This is a genomic window from Amycolatopsis solani, from assembly GCF_033441515.1.
Taxonomy (GTDB): Bacteria; Actinomycetota; Actinomycetes; order Mycobacteriales; family Pseudonocardiaceae; genus Amycolatopsis; species Amycolatopsis solani.
In genome coordinates, this window is the sequence record NZ_JAWQJT010000001.1 from 4074696 (window position 1) to 4091319 (window position 16624).

The 16624-nt window shown below is 71.8% G+C and carries 13 protein-coding genes; 12 read left to right on the forward strand and 1 reads right to left on the reverse strand.

Annotation, left to right across the window (positions count from 1 at the left end):
- Nucleotides 1-127 precede the first annotated feature (127 nt).
- The 11 genes from SD460_RS18865 (at nucleotide 128) to SD460_RS18915 (ending at nucleotide 14084) form a co-directional block, all read left to right on the forward strand.
- Complete coding sequence (locus SD460_RS18865) at nucleotides 128-589, forward strand: MarR family winged helix-turn-helix transcriptional regulator (RefSeq protein ID WP_290062098.1); 462 nt, start codon at nucleotides 128-130, stop codon at nucleotides 587-589.
- 377 nt (nucleotides 590-966) lie between these two features.
- Nucleotides 967-2238, forward strand: coding sequence for an ROK family transcriptional regulator (locus SD460_RS18870; RefSeq protein ID WP_290062097.1), 1272 nt, complete (start codon nucleotides 967-969; stop codon nucleotides 2236-2238).
- A gap of 126 nt (nucleotides 2239-2364) precedes the next feature.
- Nucleotides 2365-3474 (forward strand): inositol-3-phosphate synthase, encoded by a 1110-nt coding sequence (locus SD460_RS18875; protein ID WP_290062096.1) that lies wholly within the window; start codon nucleotides 2365-2367, stop codon nucleotides 3472-3474.
- Nucleotides 3471-4298: an SCO3242 family prenyltransferase gene (locus SD460_RS18880; protein WP_318306574.1), complete on the forward strand. Its 828-nt coding sequence runs from the start codon at nucleotides 3471-3473 to the stop codon at nucleotides 4296-4298. The genes SD460_RS18875 and SD460_RS18880 overlap by 4 nt, the downstream gene beginning before the upstream one ends.
- Nucleotides 4295-5116, forward strand: a complete 822-nt coding sequence (locus SD460_RS18885) for a sugar phosphate isomerase/epimerase family protein (protein WP_318306447.1) — start codon at nucleotides 4295-4297, stop codon at nucleotides 5114-5116. Before SD460_RS18880 ends, SD460_RS18885 begins: the two co-directional genes overlap by 4 nt.
- The gene (locus tag SD460_RS18890) at nucleotides 5113-5658 is read left to right on the forward strand and encodes an EboA domain-containing protein (protein WP_318306448.1); all 546 of its coding nucleotides are present in this window, start codon (nucleotides 5113-5115) and stop codon (nucleotides 5656-5658) included. The genes SD460_RS18885 and SD460_RS18890 overlap by 4 nt, the downstream gene beginning before the upstream one ends.
- The gene (locus SD460_RS18895) at nucleotides 5658-6509 is read left to right on the forward strand and encodes a TatD family hydrolase (protein ID WP_290061617.1); all 852 of its coding nucleotides are present in this window, start codon (nucleotides 5658-5660) and stop codon (nucleotides 6507-6509) included. Before SD460_RS18890 ends, SD460_RS18895 begins: the two co-directional genes overlap by 1 nt.
- A complete protein-coding gene (eboE, locus tag SD460_RS18900; protein ID WP_290061616.1) occupies nucleotides 6506-7633 on the forward strand; it encodes a metabolite traffic protein EboE in 1128 nt (375 codons plus the stop codon). Before SD460_RS18895 ends, eboE begins: the two co-directional genes overlap by 4 nt.
- Nucleotides 7630-8997, forward strand: a complete 1368-nt coding sequence (locus tag SD460_RS18905) for an alkaline phosphatase family protein (RefSeq protein ID WP_290061615.1) — start codon at nucleotides 7630-7632, stop codon at nucleotides 8995-8997. The genes eboE and SD460_RS18905 overlap by 4 nt, the downstream gene beginning before the upstream one ends.
- A 20-nt stretch (nucleotides 8998-9017) precedes the next feature.
- Nucleotides 9018-10022, forward strand: coding sequence for a sugar phosphate isomerase/epimerase family protein (locus SD460_RS18910; RefSeq protein WP_290061614.1), 1005 nt, complete (start codon nucleotides 9018-9020; stop codon nucleotides 10020-10022).
- A 189-nt stretch (nucleotides 10023-10211) separates the two neighbouring features.
- Nucleotides 10212-14084: a carbohydrate-binding protein gene (locus SD460_RS18915; protein ID WP_318306449.1), complete on the forward strand. Its 3873-nt coding sequence runs from the start codon at nucleotides 10212-10214 to the stop codon at nucleotides 14082-14084.
- Nucleotides 14085-14141: 57 nt separating this feature from the next.
- Here SD460_RS18915 and xylA read toward each other — a convergent pair whose 3' ends face one another.
- Nucleotides 14142-15290, reverse strand: coding sequence for a xylose isomerase (gene xylA, locus SD460_RS18920; RefSeq protein ID WP_290059191.1), 1149 nt, complete (start codon nucleotides 15288-15290; stop codon nucleotides 14142-14144).
- Between the two features lie 99 nt (nucleotides 15291-15389).
- Between xylA and SD460_RS18925 the strand changes: the two genes are divergently transcribed.
- On the forward strand, nucleotides 15390-16553 hold the full coding sequence (locus tag SD460_RS18925; RefSeq protein ID WP_318306450.1) for an ROK family protein: 1164 nt from the start codon (nucleotides 15390-15392) through the stop codon (nucleotides 16551-16553).
- Nucleotides 16554-16624: the final 71 nt, after the last annotated feature.

Sequence of the window (16624 nt, forward strand, 5' to 3'; positions counted from 1 at the left end):
CCGGGGTAGACTGGGTTATGGGCGTTGGCAACTACGAGCGTCCGAGATAGTTGCAGACGCCGTATATTGCACGAGCTCGATAGTGCAGCGTGCAAACAGTTGCGCGCAAGCCCGGGAGAGGTGAACCGTGTCACTGGACGACGACGCCGTGGAGGCACGCGCGCAGGGCTGGCGCACGCTCGCCGCCCTCCACGCGCGGATCGAGGACCGGCTGCAGCGCGCGCTGGAGCGCGACCACGAGCTGTCGGTGAGCGAGTACACCGTGCTCGACGTGCTCGCCCGCCAGGACGGCTTCCACCTGCGGATGAACCAGCTCGCCAACGCCGTGGTGCTCAGCCAGTCGGCGACGACGAGGCTGGTGACCCGGCTGGAGGGCCGGGGCCTGCTGGCCCGCTACCTCTGCGCGGACGACCGCCGCGGCATCTACACCGAGGTGACGCCGGCGGGCCAGGCCCTGCTGACCGCGGCCCGCCCGACCCACGACGTGGCGCTCGCGGAAGCCCTCGCGGAGGCCGGAACCTTGCCGGAACTTTCGCCGCTGGTCGGCGCGCTGGGCACGCTTTCCTTCCCGGCCGTGCCCTCGGCCTGACGCAAGCGCCCCAAGGCGGCCTTCGGTGCGTCAGACGCAACCAAGGCCACATTGGGGCGCTCGGCTTGCGCCGGTCCAGGGCGAGGTTGCGAAACTTTCCGGCGCACCACCTGCCGTTGTGCCCTCGGCCTGACGCAAACTTGCGAAAGCCGCCCGAAACTCCCGCTGACCGGAAACCTCCCGATCGGCGGTGCGATTACGGCGCCGGGGCGCCCTAACCCCTGCTCCATCCGTGGGACACTTTCGCTCGCCGCGATCGATAGTCTCGCTGGTCAGCACCGTTTGTCCGGCTTTCGTCCTGTCCCGGTACTCGTTGACCGGATCGTTTCGCCCGCCCTAATTTGTTGTCCCACCAGACGAACTGGGGTGGTGTCGGCGTGGACTCCTCCTTCTCGCTCAAACCGGTGCGCCCGGCCGACCAGGCCGCCGTCCGGCGGAGCAACCTTTCGCTGGTGCTGCGGCACCTGCGGGACGCGGGTCCCCGGTCGCGGGCGGGCATCGCCGCGGACACCGGGCTCAACAAGGGAACCGTCTCCAGCCTCGTCGCCGAACTCGTCGAGCGCGGCCTGGCCCGGGAGGGCGACCGGGAGCGTGCCGGCGCGGTCGGGCGGCCGGGCACGATCGTCCAGCTCGACGGGCGCGGGGTCGGCGGGATCGGCGTGGAGATCAACGTCGACTACCTGACCGCGCTCGCCCTCGACCTCACCGGCACCGTCCTGTTCGAACAACGCGTCGGGCTCGACGTGCCGGCGTTCCCCGTCGAGAAGGTCCTCGACGCCGGCGCGGAGCTGACCGCGCGGGCGCTGCGGGAGTGCCGCCGGCTCGGGGTGATGCCCGCCGGCGTCACCGTCGGCGTCCCGGCGCTGGTCGACGTCGCGAGCGGCACCGTCGCCTTCGCCCCCAACCTGCACTGGACCGACGTCCGGGTGGTCCGCGGCATCACCGAGCGGCTGACCCGGCGGCTCGGCCCGCCGTCGTTCCCGATCCGCACGGCCAACGACGCGAACCTCGGCGCACTCGGCGAGTACGCGATGGGCAGCGTCGCCGGCACGGCCGACCTGGTGTACGTGACCGGCGAGATCGGCGTCGGCGGTGGCGTGATCGCCGGGGGACGGCTGCTCGGCGGCGCGGAAGGGTTCGCCGGCGAGATCGGTCACATCCAGCTCGACCCGGCGGGCCGGGTCTGCGGCTGCGGCCGCCGCGGCTGCTGGGAAACCCTGGTGGGGCTCGCCGGGCTGCTGCGGCTCGCCGCGGCGCCGGGCGATCCCGTGCACGACCCGTCGCTGGACCTCGAACAGCGGCTCGACCTGATCCGCCGCCGCGCCGAGCTCAAGGACAAGCGGACGCTCGACGCGCTCGCGCAGGTCGGGACCGGGCTCGGCGCCGGCGCCGCGGTGCTGATCAACGTCTTCAACCCGCGCGTGGTGCTGCTGGGCGGCTACTTCGCCCAGCTGGGCCCGTACCTGCTCGGCCCGATGCTGGCCGAGCTCGAAACCCGCGTGATCGCGCCGGGGATCGGGGGCTGCCGCGTCGAGCTGTCCTGGCTCGGGTTCTCCGCGGCTTCGCGGGGCGGCGCGCACGTGGCGCTGCAGGCGGTGTTCGACGACCCGGCGCTGGTCGGCGTCCGCGCGGAAAGGGAGAGTGGATGACGCTCGCGTCCCCTGACCGGGTGGAAACACTTGATCGACTCACGCGATGTAGATCGGGTGGGCGTCCGCGCACCGGGCGAGAACCCGCCGGGCGCGGGCTGATGTGCCGAACTGCTGGAGGAACTTATGGGGAAGATCGGTGTCTGGCTGATCGGTGCCCGGGGATCGGTGGCCACGACGGCCGTCGCCGGGGCCGCCGCCATGCGCGCGGGACTGGCCGCGCGCACGGGCTGCGTGACCGAGCTGCCGGACTTCGCCGGGGCTGAGCTGCCCGGCCTGGGTGAGCTGGTCTTCGGGGGCCACGACGTCGTCGACACGCCGCTGGTCAAGCGGGCCGAGCACCTGGCCGCGGCGGGCGTCCTGCCCTCGGCGCTGCCCGGCGCGGTGACCGCCGAACTGGAGGCGGCCGAAGCCCGGCTGCGCCCGGCGCCGTCCGGCGGCGGACGCGCGGCGGCCGACCGGATCGTCGCGGACCTGACCGAGTTCCGGGAGGGTCTGGACCACGTCGTCGTGGTGAACGTCTCCTCCACCGAGCCGCCGTGCGAGCCGCACCCGGCGCACGCGTCCCTGGCCGCGTTGGAAGACGCGCTGGACACGCTGCCGCCGAGCGCGCTGTACGCCTACGCCGCTTTCCGCGCCGGCTGTGGCTTTGTCGACTTCACCCCGTCCACCGGGGCGCGCCTGCCCGCGCTGGACGAGCTGGCCCACGCCACGGGACAGCCGTACGCCGGGCGTGACGGCAAAACCGGCGAGACGCTGCTGCGGTCGGTGCTGGCGCCGATGTTCGCCCAGCGCGCGCTCAACGTCCTGTCCTGGTCCGGCACGAACCTGCTCGGCGGCGGTGACGGCGCCACGCTCGCCGACCCCGGCGCGGCGGCGAGCAAGAACGCGTCCAAGCAGCAGGTCCTTTCGCAGAACCTCGGGCGTGAGGTCGACGGCGAGGTGCACATCGACTACGTCCCGGCCCTCGGCGACTGGAAGACCGCCTGGGACCACGTGCTGTTCGAGGGGTTCCTCGGCGCGCGCATGACGCTGCAGCTCACCTGGCAGGGCTGCGACTCGGCGCTCGCCGCGCCGCTGGTGCTCGACCTCGCCCGGCTGACCGGCAAGGCGTGCCGCGACGGCGTGGCCGGCCCGGTCGCCGAGTTCGGGTTCTTCTTCAAGGATCCCGCCGGCGAGGGACCGCACGACCTGGCGTCGCAGTACGCGGCCCTGCGTGAGTGGGCGCACCGGTGAAGGCGTTCGCCGAACTCGTCCGCGCGCCCGCCGCGCTCACCGTGCCCGGGGACGCCGTCGCCGGGGCCGCCGCGGCCGGCTGGCCCTTCGGCCGCCGCACCCTGGCGCTGACCGGCGCGTCCGTCTGCATCTACTGGGCGGGCATGGCCCTCAACGACTACGCCGACCGCCACCTGGACGCGATGGAACGGCCCGAGCGGCCGATCCCGTCGGGCCGGATCAAGCCGGGCACCGCGCTCGGCGTCGCCACCGGGCTGACCGCGGGCGGGCTGGGCATCGCGGCCGCCGCGGGCGGGAGGCGGGCGCTGCGCGTCGCGCTGCCGCTGGCCGCGACCGTGTGGGCGTACGACTTCGTGCTCAAGGAGACCGCGTTCGGCCCGGCCGCGATGGCCGCCGCCCGCACCCTCGACGTCCTGCTCGGGGCGGGCGGGGCCAAGCCGGCGCTGCCGGCGGCGCTGACCGTCGGGGCGCACACCTACGCCGTGACCACGCTGTCCCGGTCGGAGGTGCACGGCGCGAAACCCGCGCTGCCCGCGGCCACCCTGGCCGCGACCGCCGGGGTCGGCGTCGCCGCCGGGCGCGTCGGGCCGCTGGCCTCGGCGCTGCTCGGGACGTACGCGCTGACCACCGGGCGGGCGCAGTACGACGCCGTCCGCGACCCGGCCGCGCCCAAGATCCGCCGGGCGGTCGGGGCCGGGATCCACGGCATGATCCCGTTGCAGGCCGGGCTGATCGCGCGGACCGGGGCGTGGCGCTCGGCGCTGGCCGTCGCCGCCGCGTTCCCGATCGCGCGGGCGCTGAGCCGGAAGGTGTCGCCGACATGAGGTTCGGGTACGGCACCAACGGCTTCGCCAACCACCGCCTCGGCGACGCCCTGCGCGTCCTGTCGGACCTCGGCTACGACGGCGTCGCGCTGACGCTCGACCACCAGCACCTCGACCCGTTCGGGCCGGACCTTGCCCGGCGCGTTTCGTCGCTGGCGGCCGAGCTGGACCGGCTCGGGCTGGCCGTGGTCATCGAGACCGGCGCGCGGTTCCTGCTGGACCCGTGGCGCAAGCACTCGCCGACGTTCCTCGACCCGGACCGCGCGCGCCGCGTCGAATTCCTGACGCGGGCGGTCGAGATCGCCGCGGACCTGAACGCCGAAGCCGTGTCCTTCTGGAGCGGGAACAAACCGGCCGGGCTGTCCACTGAGGACGCCTGGGCGCACCTGGTCGACGGGTGCGCCGACGTGCTCAAGGCGGCCGACGAGCACGACGTCAAGCTCGGCTTCGAGCCCGAGCCGGGGATGCTCGTCGAGGACCTCGACGGCTACTTCGAGCTTTCGCGCCGGCTCGGTGACCCGGAACGCTTCGGGCTGACGCTGGACGTCGGGCACTGTCGGTGCAACGAATCCGCGCCGGTGCCCGACTGCGTCCGCCGGGCGCTGCCGCGGCTGGTCAACGTGCAGATCGACGACATGCGCCGCGGCACGCACGAGCACCTGGAGTTCGGGCAGGGCGAGATCGACTTCCCGCCGGTGCTGGAAGCGCTGTCGCCCTACCCGGGGCTGGTGGCCGTCGAACTGCCGCGGGACAGCCACGCGGCCCCGCGCATCGCCCGGGAGTCGCTCGACTTCCTGCGGAAGGCGGTGGCGGCGTGAACGCCTGGCTGGACAAGGCTTTGACCGACGTCGCCGCCGACGCGACCGTATTGCGCACGGTGTTCCCCGGGGTCGGCCGCCGCGTCGGCCGGGGCCCGTCGGACGCCCCGGGCTGGACGGTCGACGACGTGGCCCGGGTGGAGCTGCTCAAGGCGGCGCCCGGGGCCGCGGCGGAGATGCCGGACCTCTACCGCTACGGCGACGCCGCCGAGAAACGGGCCGTCCTGCGTGGACTGTCCGTCGTGGACACCGGGGACGCCGGGCTCGACCTGGTCGCGGACGCCCTGCGCACCAACGACACCCGGCTGGTGACCGCCGCGATGGGGGAGTACGCCGCCACGCACCTCGACGCCGCCGCGTACCGCCACGGCGTCCTCAAGTGCGTGTTCATGGGCATTTCGCTGGCCGACGTGGCCGGGCTGGACCGCCGGACCGACGAGGAGCTGCTGCGCATGATGCGGTCGTTCGCCGCCGAGCGCACCGCCGCGGGCCGCGACGTCCCCGCCGACCTCCTCCCGCTGCTGACCGAACAGGACGCCTGATGCGCATCTTCGACCCGCACATCCACATGAGCTCCCGGACCACCGACGACTACGCGGCGATGCACGCCGCCGGCGTCCGGGCGCTCGTCGAGCCGGCGTTCTGGCTGGGCCAGCCCCGCACGAACGTCGGCAGCTTCACCGACTACTTCGACGCGCTCGTCGGCTGGGAGCCGTTCCGCGCGAGCCAGTACGGCATCGCGCACCACTGCACGATCGCGTTGAACCCCAAGGAGGCCAACGACCCGCGCTGCGCGCCGGTGCTCGACCTGCTGCCTCGTTACCTGGAGAAGGACGGCGTGGTCGCGGTCGGCGAGATCGGCTACGACTCGATGACCGCCGAGGAGGACAAGGCGTTCGCGGCGCAGCTCGCGCTGGCGATCGACCACGACCTCCCGGCGATGGTGCACACCCCGCACCGCGACAAGGCCGCGGGCACCGAACGCAGCATCGCCGTCGTCCGCGAGTCCGGGATCGCGCCCGAACGCGTGGTGCTCGACCACCTCAACGAGGTCACCGTCCGCCTGGTCAAGGAATCCGGCTCCTGGATGGGGTTTTCGATCTACCCGGACACCAAAATGGACGAAGAGCGGATGGTCGCGATCCTTCGCGACTACGGGACCGAAAAGGTGCTCGTGAACTCCGCCGCGGACTGGGGCAAGAGCGACCCGCTCAAGACCCGCAAGACGGGCGACGCGATGCTGGCCGCCGGCTTCACCGAGGACGACGTCGACCAGGTGCTGTGGCGCAACCCCGTCGAGTTCTACGGCCAGAGCGGCCGGCTCGAGCTGGAGAGCGCGGCGCCGGACGCCGAGTTCGCGGGCAACTCGATCCTGCGAGGGGCGCGCAAGTGAGGTTCCGGCACCCCGACGGCACGCTCGTCCACCTCGCCTACTGCACCAACGTGCACCAGGCCGAGGACCTCGACGGCGTGCTCACCCAGCTGGCCCGCTTCGGCGAGCCGGTCCGGGAACGCCTCGGCGTGAACCGGCTCGGGCTCGGCCTGTGGCTGGCGCGGCCGGTGGCGGCCGAACTGGTGGTGGACCCGGCGGCGGTGGCCCGGCTGCGTGGCGAACTGGCCGCGCGCGGGCTGGAGGTCGTCACCTTCAACGGGTTCCCGTACCAGGGGTTCCACGACCCGGTCGTCAAGCACAAGGTGTACCGGCCGGACTGGGCGTCGTCCGAGCGCACGCGGTACACCCTCGACCTCGCGCGGCTGCTCGCCGAGCTGCTGCCGGAGGACGCCGTGCGCGGCAGTGTCTCGACGTTGCCGCTCGGCTGGCGCACGGAATGGCGGGACGACCGCGGTCAGCTCGAGCTGCTGGCCAAGGGGCTGGCGGAGCAGGAGCGTCCGGTGCGGGTGGCGTTCGAACCCGAACCCGGGTGCGTCATCGAGACGACCGCGCAGGCCGCGGCCCTGCTGTCCGATGTGGACACGGACTGGCTCGGCGTCTGCCTCGACACCTGCCACCTCGCGGTCGGCTTCGAGGACCCGGCCGCCGCGCTCGGCCGCCTCGAAGCCGCCGGGCTGGACGTCGTCAAGCTGCAGGCGTCGGCCGCGCTGGAAGCGGCCTCGCCGAAGGATCCCGCGACCCGACGGGCGCTGGAATCCTTTGTGGAACCGCGGTTCCTGCACCAGAGCAACGAAGGCGCCCCGCCGGGCGCCGACGACCTCGACCTCGCGCTGGCGGGCGGGCTCCCGGGCGAGGCGCCGTGGCGCGTGCACTTCCACGTGCCGCTGCACGCCGACCCGGCCCCGCCGCTGACGTCGACCCGGCCCGTGCTGGCCGCGACGCTGGCCGAGCTGTTCGGCGGTGCCGCCGCGCGCACCGACCACGTCGAGGTCGAGACCTACACCTGGCAGGTGCTCCCGGACGCACCCGCCGACGACGCCGGGCTGGTCGCGGGCATCGCGGCCGAGCTGGACTGGACCCGGCGCTCCCTGAACGAACTAGGCTTGGAAGAGGTTTCGGAATGAGTCTGCTGGTCCTCGACGTCGTGGGGCTGACGCCGCGGCTGCTCCCGCACATGCCCAACCTGCGCAAGATGGCCGAGCCCGGCTTCACCGCGCAGCTGGACACCGTCTTCCCGGCGGTGACGTGTTCGGTGCAGTCGACGTTCCTCACCGGCCTGCAGCCGGCCGAACACGGGATCGTCGGCAACGGCTGGTACTTCCGCGACCTCGGCGAGATCTTCCTCTGGCGCCAGCACAACAAGCTCGTCCAGGGCGACAAGTTCTGGGACGCGGCCCGCCGCGCGCAGGCCGGGCACCGCGTCGCCAACGTGTGCTGGTGGTACGCGATGGGCATGGACGTCGACCTGACGGTCACGCCGAGGCCGATCTACCACGCCGACGGCAAGAAGTCCCCGGACGCCTACACCTACCCGCCGCAGCTGCACGACCGCCTGGTCGGGGCGCTCGGCGAGTTCCCGCTGTTCACCTACTGGGGCCCGACGGCCGCGCTCACGTCGTCGAAGTGGATCATCGCCGCCGCCCAGAAGATCATGGCGGAGGACAAGCCGGACACCACGCTCGTCTACCTCCCGCACCTGGACTACGACCTGCAGCGGTTCGGCCCGGACGCGCCGCAGGCCGCGGCGGCCGCGCGCGAGATCGACACCGCGCTGAAGCCGCTGCTGGACCAGGCGGCCGCGGGCGGGCACACGGTCGTCGCGCTCTCGGAGTACGGGATCACCAACGCGAGCCGCCCGGTCGACATCAACCGCGCGCTGCGCCGCGAGGGCCTGCTCAACGTGTACGTCCAGGCCGGCATGGAGTACCTCGACCCGTGGACGTCGCGGGCGTTCGCGGTGGCCGACCACCAGGTCGCGCACGTCTACGTCGCCGACCCCGCCGACATCCCGCGCGTGCGGGACATCGTGGCCGGACTGTCCGGAGTGGACGTCGTGCTGGACCGCGAAGGCCAGGCGGGCCTCGGGATCAACCACGAGCGCGCCGGGGAACTGGTTGCGATCGCCGAGCCGGACGCCTGGTTCACGTACTACTACTGGCTGAGCGACGACCGCGCGCCGGACTTCGCGAAGACCGTCGAGATCCACCGCAAGCCCGGGTACGACCCGGCCGAGCTGTTCTTCGACCCGAACGACCCGGCGGTCAAGCTGAAGGCGGCGTCCGCGCTGGCCCGCAAGAAGCTCGGCCTGCGGTACTCGATGCAGGTCGTCCCGCTCGACCCGGCGCCGGTGCGCGGCAGTCACGGGCGGCTGCCCGACGCTCCCGAGGACGGACCCGTGCTGCTGTGCTCGGATCCTTCGCTCGCGCGCGAAAAGATCCACGCCACCGAAGTCAAGGACTTGTTGCTGACGGCCATCCGAACCGAGTAGGACCCACCAGGAGGTCAGACATGGCACGACCGTTGACGTTGTTCACCGGGCAGTGGGCCGATCTGCCGTTCGAGCAGGTGTGCGAGCTGGCGAGCGGCTGGGGCTACGAAGGCCTCGAGATCGCCTGCTGGGGCGACCACTTCGAAGTGGACAAGGCCCTCGCCGACGACGCCTACGTCCCGGCGAAGCTCGAAACACTGGCCAAGTACGACCTCAAGGTGTGGGCCGTCTCGAACCACCTGGTGGGCCAGGCCGTCTGCGACCACCCGATCGACGAGCGGCACGAAGCCATCCTGCCCGCCCGGATCTGGGGCGACGGCGAACCCGAAGGCGTCCGGCAGCGGGCGGCGGCCGAAATGCAGGCCACCGCCCGTGCCGCGGCGAAGCTCGGGGTGTCCACAGTGGTCGGGTTCACCGGTTCGTCGATCTGGCACACGGTGGCGATGTTCCCGCCCGTGCCGCCCTCGATGATCGAACGCGGGTACGCCGACTTCGCCACGCGCTGGAACCCGATCCTGGACGTCTTCGACGAGGTCGGCGTCCGCTTCGCGCACGAGGTGCACCCGAGCGAGATCGCCTACGACTACTGGAGCACCGTCCGGACCCTCGAGGCCATCGGGCACCGCCCGGCGTTCGGGCTCAACTTCGACCCGTCGCACTTCGTCTGGCAGGACCTCGATCCGGCCGGTTTCCTGTGGGACTTCAAGGACCGCATCTACCACGTCGACTGCAAGGAGGCCCGCAAACAGCTCAACGGCCGCAACGGCAGGCTGGGTTCGCACCTGCCGTGGGCGGATCCCCGCCGCGGCTGGGACTTCGTCTCCACCGGCCACGGCGACGTCCCCTGGGAGGACGTCTTCCGGATGCTCAACGCCATCGGCTACGACGGCCCGATCTCCATCGAGTGGGAGGACGCGGGCATGGACCGGCTCATCGGCGCTCCCGAGGCGCTCGAGTTCGTCCGCAAGCTCAACTTCACCCCGCCCACCGCGGCCTTCGACGCCGCCTTCTCCTCCTCCCACTAACCCCCCACCCCCTATGGACAACCCGCACTTTCACGTGAAAGTGCCGCTTGTCCACAGGGGGAGGTGCCGCTTTCACGTGAAAGCGGCGGTTGTCCACAGGCGGGTGGCCGCCAGCCCCGTCGGAAGGTGATCGAAACCGGCTTCGCGCCACTCCGGGGCGAAGCACGCTCAAAATCAGGAAGGATCCACATGTCTCCGTCCCCACCGAAGTGGGCGAGGCTGTTCGGCACCGCGCTCCTCGGCGCCGGCCTCCTGCTCACCGTCGACACCCCGGCCCGCGCGGACATCCCGCCCGCGGACTACCAGCAGGTCGCGCTCGCGACCGGCGCGGCCGAGCTGGGCGGCGAGGCGATGTCGCTCGCCGTGCTGCCCGACCGGTCGGTCGTGCACACCTCGCGCGACGGCACCGTCCGCGTCACCACCGCGGCGGGCGCGACCTCCGTCGCGGGCAAGCTGAACGTCTACACCCACGACGAGGAAGGCCTCCAGGGTGTCGCCGCCGACCCCGGGTTCGCGTCGAACCGGTTCGTCTGGCTGTACTACTCGCCGAGACTGTCCACACCGGACGGTGACGCGCCGACCGAAGGCACCGAGGCGGACTTCGCCCCGTACAAGGGCGAGCTGCACCTGTCTCGGTTCGTCCTGAAGACCGACAACACGCTCGACCTGGCCAGCGAGAAGGTCGTGCTGAAGGTCGCCAACGACCGCGGCCAGTGCTGCCACGTCGGCGGCGACATCGACTTCGACGCCGCCGGCAACCTGTACCTGACCACCGGCGACGACACCAACCCGTTCTCCTCCGACAGCTACTCGCCGATCGACGAACGGACCAACCGCAATCCGCAGTTCGACGCGCAGCGCTCGTCGGGCAACACGAACGACCTGCGTGGCAAGCTGCTGCGGATTCACCCCGAGGCCGACGGGACGTACACGGTGCCGTCCGGCAACCTCTTCGCGCCGGGGACCGCGAACACGCGGGCGGAGATCTACGCGATGGGCTTCCGCAACCCGTTCCGGATGAGTGTCGACAAGCCGACCGGCGTTGTCTACCTCGGCGACTACGGCCCGGACGCCGGCACGACGAATCCGGACCGCGGCCCGCAGGGCCAGGTCGAGTTCGACCGGATCACCGGACCGGGCAACTTCGGCTGGCCGTACTGCACCGGCTCGAACACGACGACCGAGACGTACAACCACTACACGTTCCCGAGTGGACCGTCCGGCGCGAAGTACGACTGCGCGGGTGGGCCGACGAACTCGTCGTTCCGCAACACCGGCCTCGCGAAGCTGCCCGTGCCGAAGCCCGCGTGGATCAAGTACGCGGGCGACGAAGGATCACCGCCGGAGTTCGGCAGCGGCTCGGAGTCGCCGATGGGCGGGCCGGTCTACCGGTACGACGCCGCTTCGACGTCCACCGTCAAGTTCCCGCAATCCTTGGACGGCAAGTACTTCGCGGGGGAGTACGGGCGCAAGTGGATCAAGGCGGTGACCGTCAACGCCGACGGCACCCGCGGCGGGATCGAGGACTTCCCGTGGACCGGCACCCAGGTGATGGACATGGCGTTCGGCCCGGACGGCGCCCTGTACGTCCTCGACTACGGCACCGGCAGCGACAACCAGGCGCTGTACCGGATCGAGTACCTCGCGGGCACGAACCGCAACCCGGTCGCGAAGGCCGCGGCCGACAAGACGTCCGGACCGAATCCGCTGACGGTCACCTTCTCCTCGGCGGGCAGCAGCGACCCCGAGGGCGGGGCGCTGACCTACCGCTGGGACTTCGGCGACGGCGGCACGTCGACCGCGGCGAACCCCGCGCACACCTACACGACCAACGGCACGTACTCGCCGACGTTGACCGTGTCCGACCCGGAGGGGCTGACCGGCACGGCCAGTCTCGTGGTGACGGTGGGCAACACGGCGCCGTCGGTCACGCTCGGGTCCCCTGTGGACGGTCAGCTGTTCTCCTTCGGTGACACCGTGCCGTTCCAGGTGACCGGCAGCGATCCGGAGGACGGGCCGCTGGACTGCTCGAAGGTCAAGGTGACGTACCTGCTCGGGCACGACAGCCACGAGCACCAGATCACGCAGGCGACCGGGTGCTCCGGCTCGATCGCCGTCCCGGTCGACGGTGAGCACGACGCCGCGGCGAACATCTACGGCGTCTTCGACGCGCAGTACACCGACCAGGGCGGGCTGACCTCGCACAGCGTCCGGAAGCTGCAGCCGCGGCACCGGCAGGGCGAGCACTTCGCGGCGCAGTCCGGGATCCAGCTCGCCGATCACGGCGCCGCGGAAGGCGGCCGGACGGTCGGGTACACCGACAACGGCGACTGGATCTCGTTCTCACCGTACGCACTGGGCAACGCCACTTCGCTCAGCGCCCGCGTGTCGTCGGGCGGCCCGGGTGGCACGCTGGAGGTCCGCGCGGGTTCGCCGACCGGGTCGCTGCTGGGGTCGGTCGCCGTGGCCAATACCGGGGACTGGGACACGTTCGCCGACGTCACGGCCCCTCTGACGAACCAGCCGCCGGGGACGACGACGCTGTACCTGGTGTTCAAGGGCGTGACCGGGCAGGGCAACCTGTTCGACCTGGACGCGTTCACGTTCACCACGTCGTCCGCGGCGATCGAGGGCGAGTCGTTCACGTCGGGTTCCGGCGTGCAGATCGCACCGCACGCCGGCGCGAGCGGCGGCAACACCCTCGGCTACATCGAAAACGGCGACTGGGCCGGGTACGCGTCGGTGAGCACCGCGGGCGCGCGGTCCTTCACCGCGCGCATTTCGTCGGCCGGCGCGGGCGGGACGATCGAGATCCGCTCCGGCTCGGCCACCGGGACGTTGCTGGGCACGGTCGCGGTTCCTTCGACCGGCGGCTGGGAGACCTTCCAGAACGTGACGACGTCGGTGTCGAGTGGTTCCGGCCCGCTGTTCCTGGTGTTCCGCGGTGGTTCCGGTTCCCTGTTCGACGTCGATTCCTTTACGCTGAGCGGTATGCCGACCCAGGTGGATCCGTCGTACGACGTGCTGGTGTTCTCCAAGACGGCGGGCTTCCGCCACGATTCGATCCCGGCGGGGATCCAGGCCATCCGTGAACTCGGCGCGGCGCAAGGCTTCGGTGTGACGGCCACCGAGGACGCGTCGGTGTTCACGGCCGCTTCGCTGGCCCGCTACCGGGCGGTCGTGTTCCTGTCGACCACCGGAGACGTGCTGGACGCCTCCCAGCAATCGGCGTTCGAGTCCTATGTGGAAGGTGGTGGCGGCTACCTCGGCATCCACGCGGCGGCGGACACCGAGTACGACTGGCCGTGGTACGGGCAGCTGGTCGGGGCGTGGTTCAAGAGCCACCCGGCGATCCAGGCCGCGAACTTCGTGACCGAGGACCGCACCCACCCGGCGACGGCCCACCTGCCGGCGGTGTGGAACCGGACCGACGAGCTGTACAACTACCGGACGAACCCGCGGGGCAGCGTCCACGTGCTGCAGACGCTGGACGAGTCCAGCTACACCGGCGGCGAGATGGGTGCGGACCACCCGATCACGTGGTGCCACCCGCAGGGCAGCGGCCGCGCGTTCTACACGGGACTCGGCCACACGATCGAGTCCTATGCGGACAGCGCATTCCGGACGTCGTTGCTGGGCGCGATCCGCTATGCCGCCGGGGTCGCCCCTGCCGAGTGCGGGTCTGTTTCCTCCACCGTGGAGGGTGAGTCGTTCACTTCGGGCTCCGGCGTGCAGATCGCGTCCCACGCCCCGGCGAGCGGCGGCCAGACCCTGGGCTACATCGAGAACGGCGACTGGGCCGGGTACGCGTCGGTGAGCACGGCCGGGCGCACGCGGTTCAGCGCGGTGGTGTCGTCGGCGGGCGCGGGCGGCACGATCGAGATCCGCGACGGTTCGGCCACCGGCGTCTTGCTGGGCACGGTGGCGGTGCCGAACACGGGCAGCTGGGAGACGTTCCAGACGGTGTCGACCACGCTCACCGCGGGAACGGGCCCCCTCCACCTGGTCTTCCGAGGCGGCGCGGGTTCCCTGTTCGACATCGACACCCTGACGGTGTCCTGAAGTCCGTGAAGGCCTCCTTACCGGCTCTTATGGCCGGTAAGGAGGCCTTCACGGCTTTTACCGCACCCCGAGCAGGTGCTCCAGGGCCAGCTGGTTCAGCCGGGTGAAGTGGTAGCCGCGCTCGGCCGCCGCGTCCAGGTCGAAGTCGTCCTTCAGGACGTCGTCGAACGTCTCGCCCGGCGCCAGCGTCGGCGTCGACAGGTCGGGCACCCGCGAAGCGGCGAGGGCTTCGGCGACCTCCGGGTCGGCACGGAACTTGGCCGCCTTCTCCTTCAGGATCAGGTAGGTCCGCATGTTCGCCGCCGCCGACACCCACACGTCTTCCGCGTCCTCGGTCCGCAGCGGCTTGTAGTCGAAGTGCCGCGGCCCCTCGTACCCGCCGTTCTCCAGCAGGTCGACCAGGAAGAACGCGCTCTTGACGTCGCCGTGGCCGAAGATCAGGTCCTGGTCGTACTTCGGGCCGTGCTGGCCGTTGAGGTCGATGTGGAACAGCTTGCCCTGCCACAGCGCCTGCGCGATGCCGTGCACGAAGTTGAGGCCCGCCATCTGCTCGTGGCCGACCTCCGGGTTGAGCCCGAACATCTCGGACCGCTCCAGCTGGGAGATGAACCCGAGCGCGTGGCCGATCGTCGGCAGGAGGATGTCGCCGCGCGGCTCGTTCGGCTTCGGCTCCAGCGCGAAGCGCAGCGAGTAGCCCTTCTCCACGACGTAGTCCGCCAGCAGGTCGAGGCCCTCCTTGTAGCGGGCCAGCGCCGCGCGGACGTCCTTCGCGCCGTCGGACTCCGCGCCTTCGCGGCCGCCCCACACCACGTACGTCTCCGCGCCCAGCTCCGCCGCCAGGTCGATGTTGCGGCGGACCTTGCGCAGCGCGTAGCGGCGGACGTCGCGGTCGTTGCTGGTCAGGCCGCCGTCCTTGAACACCGGGTGGGTGAACAGGTTCGTGGTCGCCATCGGCACCTTGAGGCCGGTCTCGGCGAGCGCCTTGCGGAACGCCTCGATCGCCTTGTCGCGGTCCGGCTCGGTGGCCAGCAGGTCGTCGTCGTGGAAGGTCACGCCGTACGCGCCCAGCTCCGCCAGCCGGTGGACGCTCTCCACCGGGTCCAGCGGCCGCCGCGTCGCGACCCCGAACGGGTCGTTCGCGGGCCAGCCCACGGTCCAGAGGCCGAAGGTGAACTTGTCGGCCGGCCGGGGGGCGTAGTCGCTCATGACTGTCCCTTCATTTAGTTCACGTTGTAGACTAAATATGCGCCGCGGGGGTCCCGGGCGTCAAGGGGCCCGGCTAAAGTGCACAGCGGGAGGGACGAGATGACCCAGGCCGTCCGGCACGAGGAGATGCGCGCCCGCAACCTCGAGGTCGTGCTGGGCGCGGTCCACCGCGGCGGCGCGCTCACCCGCGCCGCGCTCGCCGAGGTCACCGGCCTGACCAAGTCCACCGTGAGCAAGCTCGTCGGCGACCTGGTCGACGCGGGCCTGCTCGCCGAGACCGGGCCCACCCGGGTGGGCGAACGCGGCCGTCCCGGCGTGGCGGTCGTGCTCAGCGGGGCCCGGGTGGCGTCGCTCGGCCTCGAAATCAACGTCGACTACCTCGCCGTGCGCGTGCTCGACCTCACCGGCGGCGTCCGGTTCGCCGCGCGCCGCGAGCGCGACAACCGCGGCTCGCGGCCGAAGAAGGTGCTGGGGGAGCTGCAGGCGCTCGCTACCGAGGCGCTCACCGAAGCCCACCGGCTCGGCCTCGAGGTCGCGGGCGCGGTGCTCGCGGTGTCCGGCCCGGTCGGCGACGGCGTGCTCTTTAGCGCCCCCAACCTCGGCTGGCAGGACGTTCACCCGGCGGACCTGCTGCACCTGCCGGTCCCGGTCGAGCTGGACAACGAAGCGAACCTCGCGGCGCTCGGCGAGCTCTGGTACGGCGACGGCGAACGCGACTTCCTCTACGTCTCCGGCGAAGTCGGTATCGGCGCCGGCCTGGTCGTGCGCGGCGCGCTGTACTCCGGTGCCCGCGGGCTGGCCGGCGAGCTGGGCCACGTCGTGGTCGCGCCCCGCGGCCCGCTCTGCCGGTGCGGCGGAAGCGGCTGCCTGGAGACCTTCGCGGGCCAGGAAGCGTTGCTGGCGGCCGGAAACGCGCCGAACCTCCCCGCGTTCCTCACCGCGCTGGCCGACGGCGACCGCGCGGCCCGGGAAGCGTGTGCGGCCGCCGGAGAGGCCCTCGGCATCGCCCTGACGTCGGCGGTGAACCTCCTCGACCTCGACCGCGTCGTGCTGGGCGGGGTGTTCACGCAGCTGTACCCGTGGTTGTCCGGCCCGGTGTCGGAGGTCCTGACCACCCGCCTCGGCGGTCTCCGCGGCGCCCCGCCGGTGCTGACGGCCTCACGCCTCGGCGGCGACGCCGCGACACTCGGGGCGGCGGGGCGGATCGTGCACCGCGTGCTCGCCGACCCGGCGCCGTTCGTCAGCCGGGCGCAGGAGGCGTAAGCGCGCGCGGTGGTGCCGCCGCCCGGACGACGTGAATGACTCATTCCTGTCGTCGGACGACAGGAATGAGT

Excerpts from the sequence above, each read along its gene's own strand:
- SD460_RS18875 (WP_290062096.1), top strand. The coding sequence starts at position 2,365 with ATGGGGAAGATCGGTGTCTGGCTGATCGGTGCCCGGGGATCGGTGGCC.
- SD460_RS18885 (WP_318306447.1), top strand. The coding sequence starts at position 4,295 with ATGAGGTTCGGGTACGGCACCAACGGCTTCGCCAACCACCGCCTCGGC.
- SD460_RS18895 (WP_290061617.1), top strand. The coding sequence starts at position 5,658 with ATGCGCATCTTCGACCCGCACATCCACATGAGCTCCCGGACCACCGAC.
- SD460_RS18905 (WP_290061615.1), top strand. The coding sequence starts at position 7,630 with ATGAGTCTGCTGGTCCTCGACGTCGTGGGGCTGACGCCGCGGCTGCTC.
- SD460_RS18910 (WP_290061614.1), top strand. The coding sequence starts at position 9,018 with ATGGCACGACCGTTGACGTTGTTCACCGGGCAGTGGGCCGATCTGCCG.
- SD460_RS18915 (WP_318306449.1), top strand. The coding sequence starts at position 10,212 with ATGTCTCCGTCCCCACCGAAGTGGGCGAGGCTGTTCGGCACCGCGCTC.
- xylA (WP_290059191.1), bottom strand. The coding sequence starts at position 15,290 with ATGAGCGACTACGCCCCCCGGCCGGCCGACAAGTTCACCTTCGGCCTC.
- SD460_RS18925 (WP_318306450.1), top strand. The coding sequence starts at position 15,390 with ATGACCCAGGCCGTCCGGCACGAGGAGATGCGCGCCCGCAACCTCGAG.